This window comes from Mesotoga sp. H07pep.5.4, assembly GCF_003664935.1.
GTDB classification, from domain to species: domain Bacteria; phylum Thermotogota; class Thermotogae; order Petrotogales; family Kosmotogaceae; genus Mesotoga; species Mesotoga prima.
The window spans coordinates 143,377-159,793 of record NZ_JFHM01000011.1 but is presented as its reverse complement, the minus strand read 5'-3'; the positions used below and the strand labels follow the sequence as shown (position 1 = coordinate 159,793).

Genomic DNA, 16,417 nt, shown 5'->3' with positions numbered 1-16,417 from the left:
ATGCACCTCAAAGCGGAATATTCCCGTGCTTCTTCGAAGGTCTGCCTTCGACCTTCGTGTCCAGTGTCTCCAGGGCCCTGATAATCTCCCTTCGACTTTCAGCCGGGTCTATTATCGATTCTATATAGCCTCTCCCGGCGGCGACAAAGGGATTGGCAAACACATCTTTGTATTCCGTTATCTTTTCCTGTCTAGTTTTCTCGGGGTTGTCGGAAGCATCTATTTCTCTCTTGAATATGATATTTGCTGCTCCTTCAGGGCCCATCACGGCGATTTCTGCCCCAGGCCAAGCAAAAACGATGTCCGCGCCGAGATGCTGACTGCCCATTGCAATATATGCCCCTCCGTAGGCCTTTCGCAGAATTAGCGTAATCTTCTGGACGGAGGCCTCGCTGTAAGAATAGAGGAGCTTGGCTCCGTGACGGATTATTCCTCCGTGTTCCTGAGATATCCCGGGGAGGAAGCCGGGCGTGTCGACGAATGTGATAATAGGCAAATTGAAAGCATCTAGAAACCTTATGAATCTTGCGGCTTTGTCGGAAGCATTTATATCTAGAGAACCCGCAAATACTGAGGGCTGATTTGCCACAATTCCTACGGATCTACCGCCAATTCTTGCAAAACCTATGACCATATTCTTGGCGTAGTGTTCGTGTACTTCCAGAAATTTACCATCATCTACGACAAGAGAGATAACTTTCTTTATGTCGTATGACTGCTTCGGATTGTCCGGGACTATTTCTCGAAGTTCCAGAACAGGATCACTGACGGTCGATTCTGTCTTCAAAGGCTCTTCCGAGTTATTCTGCGGAAGGTATTCCAGCAACTCTCTTACCAAAAGCATTGCGTTCTTATCGTCTGGTACTAGGAAATGAGCATTCCCACTCTTAGTGTTATGTACGAGTGCTCCCCCGAGTTCTTCCATAGAGGTCTCTTCACCGGTAACGGCCTTTATAACCTGTGGCCCCGTGATGAACATCTGAGAGTGTTTGTCCGTCATTACAATGAAATCGGTAATTGCCGGCGAATAAACGGCTCCTCCAGCGCATGGACCACAGATAACAGTTATTTGCGGGATAACTCCTGAGGAAAGAGTGTTTCTGTGGAAAATTCCACCGTAGCCAAACAGTGAATCAACGCCCTCCTGAATTCTCGCACCACCGGAATCGTTTATGCCGACGATTGGTATGCCGAGCTTCATGGCCATGTCCTGTACCTTCATTATCTTTTTCGCGTGCATCTCTCCAAGGGAGCCGCCCTGTACCGTGAAGTCTTGAGAGAAGACGGCGATTTTTCGCCCGTTTACGGTTCCTATGCCGGTTATCACGCCGTCGGCGGGAAATTCCTTGTTTTCAAGACCAAAACTGGTGGCCCTGTGCTTCACAAATCTGTCGAATTCTTCAAAGCTTCCTTCATCGCAGAGAGCGTCGATTCTCTCCCTGGCGGTAAGCTTTCCAGATTTGTGATGCTTTTCAATCTTGTCCTGACCACCGCCTAGGGTGATCTTTTCGTTTTTTTCAAAGAAGTCTTCAAGTCTACCGGTCACATCGTTCGCCCCCTAGTGGTGTCCTTCGACAAGTTCCATTAGAACTCCGCCTGTGCTCTTTGGGTGGAGAAATACCACTCTCGTTCCTCCTGCCCCAATCTCGGCCTCCTTCGAAAGCGGTTTCAAATTCAGTGAAACAGCTTCTTCGATCGCAGCTTCAACATTGTCTACATGAAAGGCTATGTGGTGAATTCCCTCTCCCCTGCTTTCGAGGAATTTTGATATCTGGCTGTCTTCAGATATCGGTTCGAGTAGCTCGATTCTCGTATCGCCGGCCTTCACGAAGGCAACTCTCAAACCACGATCGGGAAGCTCTTCGATCCCGGTTAGTTCGAGCTTCAACAGATCTCTGTAAACAGAAAGTCTTTCCTCGATTGATCTAACGGCTATGCCTATATGGTCTATCTTGTCGGATCTCACTTCGACTACCTCCCGATATTCTCTAGAAGATATTTTATCAACTCTTCAAGTTTAGCATTTTCAGCGTAGTGTTCCTTTATAATCTGGTACGCGCTGTTCAAGTTATTGTAAAGGTCGCGCTTTCTTCGCTTTTCGGATAGCCTTCCCGAATTTATATAGTCTTCCAAAATTTCTCCGATCTTCTTGTGAAGCTCTTCAATTCCGTTGCCCTTGATGGAATTCGTTCGGACGACAGGTAATTGCTTTCCAGAGAGCTCAAGGATTGCTCTTGTTCTCGAAAACAGCTGATCGGAACCGGGGAGATCACTCTTATTTACAACAAATATGTCACCGATCTCCATAATACCGGCCTTCATTGTCTGTACATCGTCTCCAAGACCCGGTGCCAATACGAGAACCACTATATCGGCGAGATTTGCAATATCCGTCTCAGACTGGCCGGCTCCAACTGTCTCGACATAAATCCAGTCGTAACCGCTTCTACCGAGAAACTCAACCGTGTTGTATATCGAAGGACTCAGTCCACCAACATTTCCGCGACTAGCCATCGACCTAACAAAAATCCCGGGATCATCGGTAGCCCTTCTCATCCTTATCCTATCCCCAAGAAAGGCTCCTCCTGTGAACGGGCTTGAAGGATCTATCGCAACAACGGCCGTTGACTTCTCAACTGCACTCATACATGCAAGGCGGTCGGTTAAGGATGATTTCCCTGCTCCCGGGCTCCCTGTAACGCCAATTACGAAGTAGTCTCTTTGAGGTAGTTTGTCGATTATCTTCCTGGCTTCGTCCGTGTCGTTTTCTATTATACTCAAAACTCTGGAAACCTTTAACTGATCTATCTTTAGTTCCATGGATCTCATTTCTTTACCGTTTTCTCAATCTTTTCTGCGATAGATTTCAGGGAAGTTCCCGGTCCAAAAACCTCGAAGATCCCTGCCTTCTTAAGCTCTTCGGCGTCTTCTGGAGGGATAATTCCACCAACAAAGATGGGCTTGTCTCCAATTCCCGAATCTTTCATCAACTGTAGAACTTTGCTGCAGATCTTCATGTGAGCGCCTGAGAGTATGGAGAGTCCTACGACATCGACATCCTCCTGAAGGGCGGCTTTCACAACAGATTCGGGAGACTGCCTGAGGCCCGTGTATATCACTTCCATTCCCGCATCCCTGAGCGCCATAGCAACAACCTTTGCTCCCCTATCGTGTCCATCTAACCCTGGCTTTGCCACTAGTACCTTGATCTTCATCGTCTCCACCCCTCTCTAGAGAATAACGGCTTCGGTGTATTCTCCGAAAACGTCCCTAAGAGCATTCGCGATCTCTCCCAGAGTAGCATAGGCTTTGACAGCCTTAAGTATGAACGGCATGAGGTTATCACTACCCCTTGCCGCCTCTCTGAGATCGTCAAGCAGACTCTCGACTTTGCCATTGTCTCTTCTGGTTCTGAGGATTTCGATCTTCTTTTTCTGCCTGTTTTCGATTGCAGGATCCAGCCTGAGAATATCTTTGACTTCCTTGTCTTCACTTACAAACTCATTTACACCTACGATTATCTGTTCTTTGTTTTCGATAGAAACCTGATATTTGTAGGCGCTGTCAAGGATCTCCTTTTGCACAAATCCATTGCGGACGGCCTCAACCATGCCCCCAAGGTCATCGATCTTCTGAATGTAGTCTATCGCCAGTTCTTCCATTCTGTCTGTAAGCTCCTCTATGAAGTAAGCTCCGCCAAGTGGATCGACAGTATCTGCAACGCCGGTTTCGGAAGCAATTATTTGCTGCGTTCTGAGGGCTATCGTGACGGAGTCTTCTGTTGGCAAACCGAGAGCCTCGTCGAACGAATTTGTGTGAAGTGATTGAGTGCCTCCAAGAACGGCCGCTAATGCCTGAAATGCCACTCTCACAATATTGTTCATGGGTTGCTGGGCGGTCAGAGTAGATCCTCCAGTCTGAGTGTGGAATCTCAGCATCATTGCCTTTTCGTCAGTTACACCGAATCTTTCTTTCATTATTCTGGCCCAAAGTCTTCTCGCTGCTCTGAACTTAGCTATTTCTTCAAGGAACCCATTATGTGAGTTGAAGAAGAAGGACAATCTCTTTCCAAAAACATTGGGATCGAGTCCTGCATCTATGGCCGCCTGTACGTAGGCAATACCGTCTGCCAAAGTGAAGGCGATCTCCTGGACTGAATTGGCTCCGGCCTCTCTTATGTGATATCCGCTAATGCTTATAGTATTGAAGTCGGGGAGGTTCTTTGAGCAGTATTCGAAGATGTCCGTGATCAACCTCATAGATGAATCTGGTGGAAAAATGTAGGTTCCCCTGGCTATGTACTCTTTGAGAATATCGTTCTGAATCGTTCCTGTCAGCTTTGAAGGATCCACACCTTGTTTTTCGCCAACGGCGATGTACATCGCAAGAAGAATCGCAGCTGTAGAGTTGATAGTCATAGAAGTACTGACTCTTTCGAGGGGAATTCCTTCAAAAAGTGTCTCCATGTCCTCAAGCGAGTCAATCGCGACTCCAACCCTTCCTACTTCGCCTTCCGACATGGGGTCATCTGAGTCGTATCCAATCTGAGTCGGAAGATCAAATGCCACCGAAAGGCCAGTTTGTCCCTGAGAGAGAAGATATCTGTATCTCTGGTTAGACTCTTCGGCTGTTCCAAAACCCGCATACTGTCTCATTGTCCAGAGTCTTCCACGGTACATGGTTGGTTGAACTCCCCGTGTGAAGGGATACTGGCCGGGGAATCCGATTTTCTCTTCGTAATCTTCGTTCTCCCTAGGTGTATAGAGAATCTCAACCGGTCCATCAAATGATGTCTTGAACTCCTTCTTTCTTTCGGGGAACCTTTTCAGGAGAGGTATGACTCTTTCTCTCTTCCAGTCGTCTTTGAGTTTTTCCAGTCTCTCTCGATTGCTCACAAAATCTCCTCCATTCATAGGATCTGAATAATGGTTCTAAGATGGACCAATTACTTTCCTCAGTCAAATGCTATCATCTTCGATTATAACTGTCCTGAACGTCTTTGTGAGTCTAACTTCCTAACTTCTTGGCCTTAGGCTATAATTGTTAGGGAGGTGTTTTCATGAATTTGGATAGGCTTACGGAAGTTGTATTTGTTCCGGGCATGACCGGAAGAGAAGAGATGATTAGAGCAAAGATTATCGAGATGCTTCCCGAGGGCGTAGAACCCTTTGTGGACGATCTTGGAAACGTTGTTTTAGAAGTAGGCAACGGAGATTCAACAATCGCTTTTGCAGCTCACATGGATGAAATTGGATTGTTAGTAACAGGTGTGAATTCCGACGGTTCATTGAGCTTCAAGAAGGTTGGAGGAATCGCCGATGAGCTTCTAGTAGGAAGACACCTGGATGTAATAACCTCTTCCGGCGAGTCCATAGATGGAGTGATAGGTATGACACCTCCTCATCTCCGAGAAAAAACCGATCTTTCCTGGCAGAACCAGGTAATAGATGTTGGCACTTCATCAAAGGAAGAAACTGCATCACTGGGAATAGAGGTTCTTGATTACGCAGTATTCAGAAAACAGATCTCAATACTTAACGATAAATATGTGGCAGTTAGGTCCCTTGATGACAGATCTGGCTGTCTTGCCCTTCTGGATCTTCTCGATATGCTTATGGAGACCGACCTCGACAGACGGATTGTTCTTGCTTGGACTGTACAGGAAGAGATCGGATTGATTGGAGCAAGGGCACTATCCGAAAGGCTGAAGCCGAATCTCTTTTTCCCCGTTGATTCTTTTGCATGCTGCTCAAGGCTTACAGGTCACGTTAGGCCCGGGAATGGACCGGTACTAAGAATGTCGGATACTTCATCACTGGGTGATTACGGTCTCGGAAAACGACTTATGGAGTTTTCAAGAGAAAGGGATATTCCTCTTCAGGTGGGGGTAACCGGCGGAGGAACAGATGGAATCCCCTTCCAGCAGAAGGGGACAAAGATGGTTCCACTTGCCATGGCAGTTAAGTATCTTCATTCCGAAACGGAACATATTTCGATGGAAGACTACGACAATCTCGTTAGATTGATGTTTCTTATTTCCACTGAATTCACGGTTTGATGATCAACTCTGACGACATTAGGAAATGGCTAGTCTCTTCGGGAGTGCTAAACAAAGTCGGAAAACCTAGCCGGTACATCGGCAAGGAACTGAATCGCGTCATTAAGGATCCAGACGGCAAGCTGCGTATCCTTCTCTCCTTTCCAGACACATACGAAGTCGGTATGTCACATTTAGGTCTGAAAATCCTCTATAAAGAGCTCAATAAAACCGATGAGTTCTATGCAGAGAGAGCTTACCTTCCGTGGAAGGACATGATCGGCGAAATGATCAGCGCTCGTATCCCCCTTTATTCAATGGAAACATACACTGCCGCTGCCCAATTCGACATCGTTGGAATAACGCTTCAGTACGAGCTCTGCTACAGTAATGTGCTCGCGCTGCTTGAACTTGCAGGCATTCCCATTCTACAGAGAGAGAGAACTACGGAGCCGATAGTGTTGGGTGGCGGTCCATGTTCGACCAACCCAGAGCCAATGGCCGACTATTTCGACGCCTTTGTCATTGGAGACGGAGAGGCCGTAACACCTCAGATTTGCTGTGAAGTAAGAGAAAACATAGAGCTACTTAGATCTGGCAGAAGAAGGGAGCTTCTGGAACTGTTATCAAAGATTCAGGGAGTTTATGTTCCTTCACTAGGAAGAAGAAAGGTCGTCAAAGCAGTTATTGCCGACCTCTCGGACTACGAGATAGACCCCTCTCCACTGGTTCCTTACATGAAAACCGTTCACGACAGAGCTGTCATGGAAGTGATGCGGGGTTGTAATCGCGGCTGCAGATTCTGCCAGGCGGGGATGATTTACAGGCCTGTTAGAGAACGTGGAGTCGATGAGCTAAGGGAATCCGTGCAGAAGGTACTCAAGGCAACGGGATACGATGAGCTCTCCTTTCTCTCACTCTCGACAATGGATCACTCCTCTATAGATGTCCTGACCGAAGAGATCCTGCCTTTACTTGAGCCGCAGAGAGTTGCGCTTTCTCTTCCCAGTACTAGAATAGATTCTTTTGGAGTCGAGATAGCCTCACAAATCGCGTCAATAAGAAGGACCGGCCTAACATTTGCTCCGGAAGCAGGTTCTCAGCGCCTCAGAAATGTAATAAACAAAAATGTTTCCGAGGACGATCTGATGGCTACCGTTAAGGCTGCCAAAAATAGTGGCTGGCAAAGAGTGAAGCTATATTTTATGATTGGTCTGCCTACCGAGAGGGATGAAGATCTTGAAGAGATAGTCAGATTGGCTAGAAAAGTGAAGGCTGTCGGTTTTAAAGAAGTATCTGTTTCTGCTGCAATCTTCATACCAAAACCCCATACACCGTTCCAGTTCTCGCCCCAGATTAGCGAGGTAGAGGCTTCAAGAAGGCTTGGAATCTTGAGAAAGCTGTCGGGAAGGGGAATACAGCTCGGCTGCCACAATCCATCCAGCAGTACAGTTGAAGGTGTGCTAAGTAGGGGCGACAGAAAAGTAGGCAGGGCAATACTAAGGGCTTACAAGTCTGGAGCGATCTTTGACGAGTGGAACGAGGAATTCGATGCTTCAATATGGCAAGAAGCCTTCAAGGCAGAGGGAGTAGACGTACAAGACTATATGAAAGGCTACTCTACTCAGGATGAACTCACCTGGGACCACATTTCACTTGGTATTTCAAAACGCTTTTTTATCGAGGAATATGAAAAAGCCCTAAGAGAAGAGACGACCGGCGATTGCAGATGGGTGGGTTGCACAGGCTGCGCCGTCTGTCAGACTCTAAATGTCACTAATGTGCTTCGCAAAGCTTGAGAGCGCTCATCTTTGAGGCTTCGGTAATATCTCCCGCACCAAGAAAAAGGATTACCGCGTCTCTCTTCTTTTCCAACCACTCAAGTATTTCCGAGTAGTTAACTGCGTGGACAGCAGGAACTCCATAGCTGCTAAGACCCTTCAAGACCTCGGTCTCGTCAATCGCATACTGTCCTTTTTCATAGGCTTCGTAGAGCTTAAAAACACAAACTTCCGTTGCGTCCTTTAGGGAGTTAGCGAAACGGCCGTTCTCTCTTACCAGTCTTGAGTACCTGTGAGGTTGGAAAACCACGATGACATTTTTACCGGGAAAGAACTCTCGAGCTCCTCGAATGGTACTGCTTATCTCATCGGGGGTATGAGCATAATCATCGAAGAAGAAGAGGTTTCTGAAATCGTCGAGCCCTCTGAACGTGAACCTTCTGTCCACAGATCTATATGATTCAAGAGAATTTCTGATGGATTCAGTTGGGACCCCCATTTCATGGGTTAAAGCAATGGCTGCTGTGGCATTGTATACGTTGAACTCTCCAGGGATCATTAACTTGAAAAGACCAAGGTCTTCATTACCTCTAAAACATCTGAAAGTCTGATTCATTATTCCGGTTGATCTATCCGTGAAGCGGTAGTAGCCCCTGTCTCTACCAAACGTTAGAGTATCCGTGAAAATCCTCTCTGAAGCAGGATCATCGGCGTTTGTCACCAGTAGTTTTCCCACACTTCTGGAGAAGTATCTGAAGTGGCTCTTGAGATTGTCAAATGAGTTGTCGTAGTGCTCGAGGTGATCGCCTCTTACATTTGTTATCACGGCAAAGTCAGGCTTGAAAGAAGCAAAGAAACCGTCGCTCTCGTCCAGTTCGCTGACGATTAAATCTTTGCCCTTCCTGTAGTTTCCGTCCTTCAAAATGGGATTAATGCCACCGAGAAAGACTGTGGGATCTCTTCCAGAATCTATCAGTATCTTTGAAACCATTGCAGTAGTGGTCGTCTTTCCATCAGTTCCGGTTATACAAACAGAAGTATCTCTCAAAAGAAGACTCTTTAGAAGCTCCATCCTGTAAATTGTGGGAACGCTCTCGAAGATAGCTCTTTCCAATTCGGGATTGCCCTGTTTTATGGCTGTCGTTCTTACAACGACATCCGGTTTTTCGAAGTTCTCATAGGAGTGACCTATAAAAACACCAATACCCTTCCCCCGAAGGTAAGCTACTCTTTCATTTTCTTCATAGTTCGATCCATAAACCTGGTCACCCTCAGATGCTAAGTGCATTGCCAGACCGCTCATACCAATTCCGCCAATGCCAATAAAGTGATATTTCAAATCGATTCCTCCCGGAGTATATTATCCAATACAATCTCAACTGGTCTTCTTGGAGGTTTGTAGCTGATCTTTCTATGCAACATTTCATCTAATGCAATTCTCAAAGCTGTGGAGGTCAAATTCCCTTCCAGTATAACATAACCAAGTCCAACTCTTTCCAGTGAGCGAGCGTTGTAAAACTGGTGATTTTCTGCCGCGCCGCTCCACGGTATTATTATACCCTTTCTTCCAAAATACTGTAGCTCGGCGATTGTAGTAGCTCCTCCTCTTGACACAACTAGATCCGCGCACGCAATGGCGTCTGTAAGGTCTTCTATATATGAAAAGGCTCGCACAAAAGGAAACCGTCTAAGCGAAATTGCCGAGCTTTCATCGCCAGTTGAGTGAAGAAAACTGAGTTCGCAATCATTGCTCTGAATCTCTTCGTAAAGCCCTTCACACGCTCTGTTTATCAGTTCGGATCCAAGACTTCCACCGAGCACTACAATGAGGGGCTTATTATCCGGAAGATCGAATCTCTTCATTACTTCATTTCTTGTGATCTTCGATTCTCTCACAGGGTTTCCAGAATAAACAATCCTTTCTTTTGGAAGTTCAAGATCTCTTCCACTCTCCTCAAATGAAATGAAGAACCGCCTTGCGTATTTGGCCAATCTCTTATTTGCTATCCCAACTATCGAGTTTTGTTCATGAATGTAAATGGGTATTTCAAGACTCTTTGCCGCTCTGACAACTGGATAGGAAACGTATCCGCCCGTTGAAAAAAGGAAATCGGGGCTGAATTCGGCAAGCTGTCTCTTTACAGATCTCTCAGTTCTGAGATGCGAAAAGAAAATACTGGCATTGGCAGGACTGTACAGGGGCCGTTTCAGTCCAGTAAGCTTCAATGACATCTTCCTTACCCCGGGGAAATCTCTCTCAACACTTCTATCATCTATCTTTCCCCAAACCGTGAAATACAACAGCTCTATTTCTCTTACACGACTCAGGGCATGCAGAATTGCAACTGCAGGATAATAGTGCCCTCCGGTTCCCCCGCCACAAAAGGCAACCTTAAGTTTTTTCATCCTGGAGTCCCTTTTCTTTTTCTTCTTCAGATTCTAAGAGTATTGAGAAGACCAGTCCGTAACCGATCATCAATGACATTATCGAAGAGCCCCCCGAACTTACGAAGGGCAGTGTTACACCAGTAGGTGGAAAGAGACCCAAATTTACGGCAATATTAATCGTGGCCTGGATCATTATGTAAAGAGCGAATCCAATTATATAGAACTTGCCTTCAAGTGTTCTCGAGCCTCTGAGACCGACAACGATAAGCTCCCGAATAAAGCCAACATAGGCAAGCATTAGCACAAGCAATCCAACGAGACCGAGTTCCTCTCCAATAACTGCAAAAATGAAGTCGGAGTAGCTTACGGGCAGGTAATATTTGACAAGTCCCATACCAAGACCTTTACCGGTGAGACCGCCCGAAGAAATCGCCATAAGGGCGTATGAGACTTGCTCATGTTCCTCGCCGGTTAAAGAAGTCAAGAAGGAGGTTATCCTCTGAATCTGATAATCCTCCATGAATCCGCCACTGTACAGAACTAGCACCAAAATTACAACGAAGATAAGTGCTAGCGCTAAATAACGCATTTTGATACCGCCGATTATCATCATGACAAAGGCAATTGCAACGATAATCCCAGTGGTAGAGAGATCCGGCTCAATAAATACCAGTATGGCAAGTGGCGTAAGAATTCCTAGAGGGATCAGAAAAGTTGTCAGGAAATTTCTCTTCTTTAAACCTCCGAAATATTTTGCAAGAACTAGAAGCAAAGAGATCTTTGCAAACTCCGAGACCTGGAGTGAGAAGCTACCAATATCTATCCATCTGTTTGACCCACCCCTGTCTGGGAAGAAGAGCACGGCAACCAGCATGATAAGCGTAAGCGGATAATAGATGGTAAAGGCGTTCTTGAAATGCCAGGAACCTTTCATATATATCATTATGAGAGCACCCGCAAGACCCATTGCATAAGCTATCAGCTGCTTCTCTAGAAACTCGGAAGCAGTCACGTCGGGGTGTCTCGCCTCCATACTTATTCCGGCACTATAAATGAACACCAGCCCAAAAATTACGAAGACACTTGTGTACAGCGCCAGTACCAAATAGGTCCTCTTCATATTCACTCCAATGCCGTTACTATCTCTCTAAAGTGGTTTCCTCTCTCGCTATAATTCATGTAAAGATCATAGCTGGATCCCGCCGGACTGAGAACAACATTGTCGCCTTTTGCGGCAAGTCCCCTGCATATTTTTACCGCGTCGGCCATGTTTGCCGCGCCGGACACCGGTATTCCCCTCATCTGAAGTTTAGCAGATAATATCTTCATTGAACTCCCAAGCATGACCACGTGTTTAAGTTGACCGAGTTGTTCGATCAATTCCGAGTAAGTTTCGTCCTTTTCCTTTCCTCCAAGAATGAGAATCGTCTTTGAGGGCTCGAAGCTCCTTAAGGCTGCACTGACAGCATGTGCATTAGTTGCTTTCGAATCGTCGTAGTATTTTACTCCTTCTAGCTCTCGCACAAGCTGCAATCTGTGAGAGAGAAAGGTATAGCTTTTCAGTTCCTGAAATACATCCTCGGCGGATAGACCTATAAGCTGCGAAATCAATAGCACTACCAGAACGTTTTCGTAATTGTGCAGACCGGTAAATGGAAGATCTGACGTCCTGAACTCAATGCCTCTCACTCTCAAATATTCCCTGTCAAAACTGTCAAATCCTTCCCCAAGTGCTACAAACGGACGGAGCTTACAGCCTTTCAAAAGCTCTATTTGACAATCGGCTACCGCCTTTGGAACAACAGTAATACCTTCGGTCATCTTTGCCAACCGCAATTTAGATTTGAAATAGTCGTCAATGCTTCTGTGATAATCTAGATGGTCTTCTCCAAGGTTTATTACGGCCGACAAGTGGAAGCGGACTCGTTCTTCCGCAAACCACTTCAACTGGAAGGAACTGACTTCGAGCACGTAGTAATCAAAAGCCTCTTCTGCCACACCGGCGAGAGGGTAGCCGAGGTTTCCGCCCTGAAAGACCTTTCGATTCTTTCCGGAAATAATGTGTTTGAGCATTGTAACGGTTGTTGACTTCCCATTTGTTCCCGTAACGCCGATCACCGTCCCTCTGGGCCTGGACCAAAGCTCATCAAGGGATACTTCAAGCTCGGTCGTGTAGTATTTTCCCGAATGGATAATTCTCTCTCCAACTTCGGAAAACGGCGAGACTCCGGGGGATACAATGAAGGCATCGCAGTCAAGGAGGCGATCCGTATGGCCGCCCTCCTCGTATTCTATATCGAACTTCTTGAGGAGCGTCCTACCTTCCTCTTTAATTTTACCGGTGTCAGAAACAAAAAGCGATTTGGAATCTCTATCTTTTACCAATCTTTCAAGGAGTTTCTCGTTCGAAACTCCGAATCCAACAAGACCGATTCTTCCTTCAAGCAACTTTTCCACCTACCAGGACAGCAGACCGAAGACTGCTCCGATGAAAGCGATCAATGAAAACCTGAATGCAATTTTACTTTCTTTCCAATTAGATAGTTCAAAGTGATGGTGTATTGGGGACATCTTGAAGACTCTCCGACCAAAAACCTTGAATGAGAATACCTGAATGATTACACTGAACATTTCCACGAGGAACATCAAACCAAAAAATATGAGAAAACCCTCTCTCCCGTCTAAAGCAAAAATCACGGCCATGATTCCTCCAAGCGAGAGCGATCCCGTATCGCCCATAAATATAGAAGCGGGAAACCAGTTATACCACAGAAAACCAGCCAAAGCGCCGCTGATCGGAGCGATCAAACCATTTTGCCAAACGGGAAGAGCGAGCATAGGAGCCAAGGAAAATATGTACACTGAGGCCGCCAATCCGTCAACGCCATCGGTAAGATTTACAGCGTTGCTCATTCCGGCAATGATCACAGCAGAAATCGGGTAGTAAGCGAAGCCGAGACCGATTTTCCCGAGAAAGGGTATCTCTATATGTGTATGAGGATTGATAAGCTGAATTAAAAATACGATGAAGGCAGCCGAGACAAGTTGAAGGGCGAGTTTTCTCTTTCCGCTCAGTCCAGATGCATTTCTCTTCACGATTTTCGAGATGTCATCGACAAGTCCTATGAGGCCGAAAAGAATCCCAGCGAGGACAACTATCAAGATCTCTGCTCTAAAGGCAAAGATTGATGCAACTGCCAGGGCGATAGGAATAAAAACAATTCCTGCAGCAGTGGGGGTGCCCGTTTTATAGTTGTGGAGGTCAGGTCCTTCTTCGCGAATGTATTGCCCTATCCTTTTCCTTTTCTGGTATCTTTTTAAGGGCTCGATAGCTAGAACAGACAAAAGGAATGCCAGAAGGAAAGTGAATACTTCTCTATGCACTTTCGATCAGCTCCATAAACGACTTGTATACCCCTTCAAGGGCTATCGCACGCGAGGCTTTGAAGAAGACGAGATCACCACTCCTTACGTTACGGTGGAGCCATGCAGCGATTTCCTCTTCGCTGTCACTCACAAGCGCGGGCTTCACGTTCTTTGAAGCTGCGTTTATCGCCATATCTCTCGTAAAGAGAACTGTCTCATCAAACTTTGACAACAACTCACCAAGCCTTTCGTGAGTTCTCTTTTCTTCTCTCCCCTGTTCGAGAATAGAGCCGGCTACAGCGATCTTTCGAGAGCTTTTAAGCTTTTCTATGGATAGGATCGCCGATTCCCATGATTCAAGGCTGCTGTTGTAGAAGTCACTTATCACAGTGATTCCCTTCAGAATGCTGACGGTAAACCGGTCACTGAAGGGCAACTTGTAATCGTTCAAAAACACTGAAGGTTCTTCCACACCGACGAGACGAGCCACAAGATAGGCAGCGCCAAGATCCATCAGCTGACCGTAGCTCCATATACCTCTGAGTCTGACAAACCGGTCCCCATCGCAAAAGAAATGAAGCATAGTATCGCCTTTATCGTAAGCGAAATCTACTATTGAGAAATCAGCATCTTCTTTTCCAAATAGGAGGACCTCCACCGGTAGCCCTTTCGAGAACTCTCTCAGTCTCTCATCACACCCTCCAAGTACCGCCCTGGACAGTCTTTTCGACTTGAATATGGATAGCTTCTCTTGCAGTAACTCGTCGAAGTCTTTGAAATTTCCAACGTGAGCGCTTCCAACATTGAGAAGGACAGCGATGTCGGGCTGGACAATTCCGACGAGTTTTTCAATATCCCCCTTCGTACTCGTCCCAAATTCAAAGACACCGTACTGAGCTGAAAAAAGCTCTCTCCTATTTTCCAGCAAAGATAACGGCAATCCAATTTCTGTATTGAGGTTACCTGCAGTCTTAAAAACTCTGCCAAGTTTCGAGAGAAAAAGGGAGCTTATCTCTTTTGTCGTAGTCTTTCCATTAGAACCTGTAATACCTATCCTGTTACTAAGTTTCGATTTCGAGAGTATACTCTTTGCTGCTTCTATAAGTATTTCATTTGTGTCCTCTACTCTCAAGACTCTTTGGTCGTCGAAAGGCTTGTCCGAAAATACCAAAGAGGCTCCTTTGGAAAGCGCCTCTCCGACAAAGTCATTTCCATCGACCTTTTCCCCTTTCAGCCCAATAAAAACATCACCGGCAGAAACTTTTCTGGAATCGATGACAATATTTCTGCCTTCCGTTTGAAGCAAGAATTCTTCAACTGATGATTTGGATATCACTTTTTTATATGCCTCCGGAACTTGCTCTCCAGAATGTCCTTTACTACCTGTTTATCATTAAAGGGAATTCTCTTTTCACCAAGGATTTGGAAATCCTCATGGCCTCGCCCAGCTATCAAGACCATGTCCTGACGATTGGCAAGCGTAAGGGCAACGGATATTGCCTCTCTTCTGTCAGGAATAACGAGATAAGGTTTGAATTTATCGACGCCGCTCTCGAGATCCTGAAGGATCTCTGCGGGATCGTCCAGCTTTGGATCATCGGAAGTGAGAATAACTACATCGCTGTATTTTGAAGAGACTTCAGACATCAAAGGACGTTTTCCCTTATCGGCAGATCCTCCTGCGCCAAAAACCAGAATCAACCTGCCTGGAGTGAGTCTTCTTGCCGTCTTCAAAAGTTTTTCCAACGCATCTGGAGTATGGGCAAAGTCTACAACTACGTCAAAGCCGTACTTCGTAGCCTCTTCAACAAACTCGAATCTACCCGGAACGCCTCCGAAGGATGAGATAGCTTTGGCTATGTGATCCAGGTCGTAATTCAATGAATTGAGTGCGGCAACAGCTGCTGCTATATTGTACGCGTTGTGTTCTCCGATCAATCTAGAATAGATCCTATGTGAAGACCCGTACGGCGTTTGTATAGTGAAATCCATGCCCGTTCTTGAGATATCGAGATTCTCGATTCTGTAATCCGATTCATCGCCAAAACCATAGGTCGTGATTCTGTTTCTAGAAATGTGGATATCCGCGATATTTATCTTGTCACCATTTACAACAGCTATTCCGTTGGTCTTCAACAAAGAGAAGAGTTTCATCTTCGATCTGTAATAGTCGTCGAAGGTAGGATGAAAGTCCAGATGGTCTCTTGTGACATTGCTGATTATCCCTACATCAAACCTCATTCCCTCAACCCTGTTCATCGAAAGAGAATGTGACGAGACTTCCATAATGAAGTACTCGCTTTTCAATTTCGTGGAAAGTTGAAGAAGCTTTGCAAGCTCGACCGGTCCGGGCGTGGTGTTCTTAGGATTGGTATATATGTTTTCTCCCACAACATTTCTCACGGTACCGATAAGAGATGCCTTCCTTTCAAATGATGATAAAACATGATAGATAAGAGTTGTGATCGTAGTCTTCCCGTTTGTGCCTGTTACACCGATAGTGGTAAGCTTCCTGTAGGGATGACAGTATTCCTCCATGGTAAGCAATGCCTCGACTAGACGAGAACTTTTGACGTAAACGATAGGAACTACCACTTCCTCGTCTTCAATGGGCATTTCCGCAACTAAAGCGACTGCTCCCTTTCTTTGAAGTTCCCTCGCAATTAGGTGTGAATCGAAATTTGTACCCTTAATGCATATAAAGAGGTTTCTCTCCTTTAGACCCCTGGAATCACTCTCAATATGATCGAATTCAGGATCGACATTTCCGGGATTCACCACCTGAAGAACACTGTTGCCGAGGAGTTCTATGACCTGAGATAACCTCATTGATCACACCCCTTTC

14 protein-coding genes are annotated in these 16,417 nt (G+C 45.9%); 2 read left to right on the top strand and 12 right to left on the bottom strand.

Features of this window, described 5'->3' with window-relative positions:
- Positions 1-7: 7 nt before the first annotated feature.
- From Y696_RS07775 to Y696_RS07755, 5 genes are read right to left on the bottom strand one after another with little or no spacing between them, the layout of a single operon-like run.
- Entirely contained in the window at positions 8-1,546 is a 1,539-nt protein-coding gene (locus Y696_RS07775; protein WP_099771458.1) for an acyl-CoA carboxylase subunit beta, read from the bottom strand.
- Between the two features lie 12 nt (positions 1,547-1,558).
- A complete protein-coding gene (mce, locus tag Y696_RS07770) occupies positions 1,559-1,966 on the bottom strand; it encodes a methylmalonyl-CoA epimerase (protein WP_099771457.1) in 408 nt (135 codons plus the stop codon).
- Positions 1,967-1,971: 5 nt separating this feature from the next.
- Positions 1,972-2,820, bottom strand: a complete 849-nt coding sequence (gene meaB / locus Y696_RS07765) for a methylmalonyl Co-A mutase-associated GTPase MeaB (protein WP_259459887.1) — start codon at positions 2,818-2,820, stop codon at positions 1,972-1,974.
- A 5-nt stretch (positions 2,821-2,825) separates the two neighbouring features.
- The gene (locus Y696_RS07760) at positions 2,826-3,215 is read right to left on the bottom strand and encodes a cobalamin B12-binding domain-containing protein (RefSeq protein ID WP_121510169.1); all 390 of its coding nucleotides are present in this window, start codon (positions 3,213-3,215) and stop codon (positions 2,826-2,828) included.
- 15 nt (positions 3,216-3,230) lie between these two features.
- Positions 3,231-4,895 (bottom strand): methylmalonyl-CoA mutase, encoded by a 1,665-nt coding sequence (locus Y696_RS07755; RefSeq protein WP_121510168.1) that lies wholly within the window; start codon positions 4,893-4,895, stop codon positions 3,231-3,233.
- Positions 4,896-5,059: 164 nt separating this feature from the next.
- On the opposite strand from Y696_RS07755, the gene Y696_RS07750 reads away from it, so the two are divergent.
- Together Y696_RS07750 and Y696_RS07745 are read left to right on the top strand one after the other, a co-directional pair.
- A complete protein-coding gene (locus Y696_RS07750) occupies positions 5,060-6,058 on the top strand; it encodes a M42 family metallopeptidase (RefSeq protein WP_099771453.1) in 999 nt (332 codons plus the stop codon).
- Complete coding sequence (locus Y696_RS07745) at positions 6,058-7,836, top strand: TIGR03960 family B12-binding radical SAM protein (protein WP_121510180.1); 1,779 nt, start codon at positions 6,058-6,060, stop codon at positions 7,834-7,836. The genes Y696_RS07750 and Y696_RS07745 overlap by 1 nt, the downstream gene beginning before the upstream one ends.
- Here the strand turns inward: Y696_RS07745 and murC are convergent.
- From murC to Y696_RS07710, 7 genes are read right to left on the bottom strand one after another with little or no spacing between them, the layout of a single operon-like run.
- Positions 7,814-9,157 carry a UDP-N-acetylmuramate--L-alanine ligase gene (gene murC / locus Y696_RS07740; protein WP_121510167.1) on the bottom strand — a complete coding sequence of 448 codons (1,344 nt, stop codon included), beginning with the start codon at positions 9,155-9,157 and terminating at the stop codon, positions 7,814-7,816. The two genes, Y696_RS07745 and murC, sit on opposite strands and share 23 nt — an antisense overlap.
- Positions 9,154-10,224, bottom strand: a complete 1,071-nt coding sequence (locus Y696_RS07735; RefSeq protein ID WP_121510166.1) for a UDP-N-acetylglucosamine--N-acetylmuramyl-(pentapeptide) pyrophosphoryl-undecaprenol N-acetylglucosamine transferase — start codon at positions 10,222-10,224, stop codon at positions 9,154-9,156. The genes murC and Y696_RS07735 overlap by 4 nt, the downstream gene beginning before the upstream one ends.
- Positions 10,211-11,326 (bottom strand): FtsW/RodA/SpoVE family cell cycle protein, encoded by a 1,116-nt coding sequence (locus Y696_RS07730; RefSeq protein WP_121510165.1) that lies wholly within the window; start codon positions 11,324-11,326, stop codon positions 10,211-10,213. The genes Y696_RS07735 and Y696_RS07730 overlap by 14 nt, the downstream gene beginning before the upstream one ends.
- A 2-nt stretch (positions 11,327-11,328) precedes the next feature.
- Positions 11,329-12,663, bottom strand: coding sequence for a UDP-N-acetylmuramoyl-L-alanine--D-glutamate ligase (gene murD / locus Y696_RS07725; RefSeq protein WP_121510164.1), 1,335 nt, complete (start codon positions 12,661-12,663; stop codon positions 11,329-11,331).
- Positions 12,664-13,590: a phospho-N-acetylmuramoyl-pentapeptide-transferase gene (locus Y696_RS07720; protein WP_121510163.1), complete on the bottom strand. Its 927-nt coding sequence runs from the start codon at positions 13,588-13,590 to the stop codon at positions 12,664-12,666.
- Positions 13,583-14,908, bottom strand: a complete 1,326-nt coding sequence (gene murF / locus Y696_RS07715) for a UDP-N-acetylmuramoyl-tripeptide--D-alanyl-D-alanine ligase (protein ID WP_121510162.1) — start codon at positions 14,906-14,908, stop codon at positions 13,583-13,585. Before murF ends, Y696_RS07720 begins: the two co-directional genes overlap by 8 nt.
- Positions 14,905-16,401: a UDP-N-acetylmuramoyl-L-alanyl-D-glutamate--2,6-diaminopimelate ligase gene (locus Y696_RS07710; RefSeq protein WP_014731098.1), complete on the bottom strand. Its 1,497-nt coding sequence runs from the start codon at positions 16,399-16,401 to the stop codon at positions 14,905-14,907. The genes murF and Y696_RS07710 overlap by 4 nt, the downstream gene beginning before the upstream one ends.
- Positions 16,402-16,417: the final 16 nt, after the last annotated feature.

Coding starts and splice junctions, on each gene's coding strand:
- Y696_RS07730 (WP_121510165.1), bottom strand. CDS start 11,326: ATGAAGAGGACCTATTTGGTACTGGCGCTGTACACAAGTGTCTTCGTA.
- meaB (WP_259459887.1), bottom strand. CDS start 2,820: ATGGAACTAAAGATAGATCAGTTAAAGGTTTCCAGAGTTTTGAGTATA.
- Y696_RS07710 (WP_014731098.1), bottom strand. CDS start 16,401: ATGAGGTTATCTCAGGTCATAGAACTCCTCGGCAACAGTGTTCTTCAG.
- Y696_RS07735 (WP_121510166.1), bottom strand. CDS start 10,224: ATGAAAAAACTTAAGGTTGCCTTTTGTGGCGGGGGAACCGGAGGGCAC.
- Y696_RS07760 (WP_121510169.1), bottom strand. CDS start 3,215: ATGAAGATCAAGGTACTAGTGGCAAAGCCAGGGTTAGATGGACACGAT.
- Y696_RS07745 (WP_121510180.1), top strand. CDS start 6,058: ATGATCAACTCTGACGACATTAGGAAATGGCTAGTCTCTTCGGGAGTG.
- Y696_RS07750 (WP_099771453.1), top strand. CDS start 5,060: ATGAATTTGGATAGGCTTACGGAAGTTGTATTTGTTCCGGGCATGACC.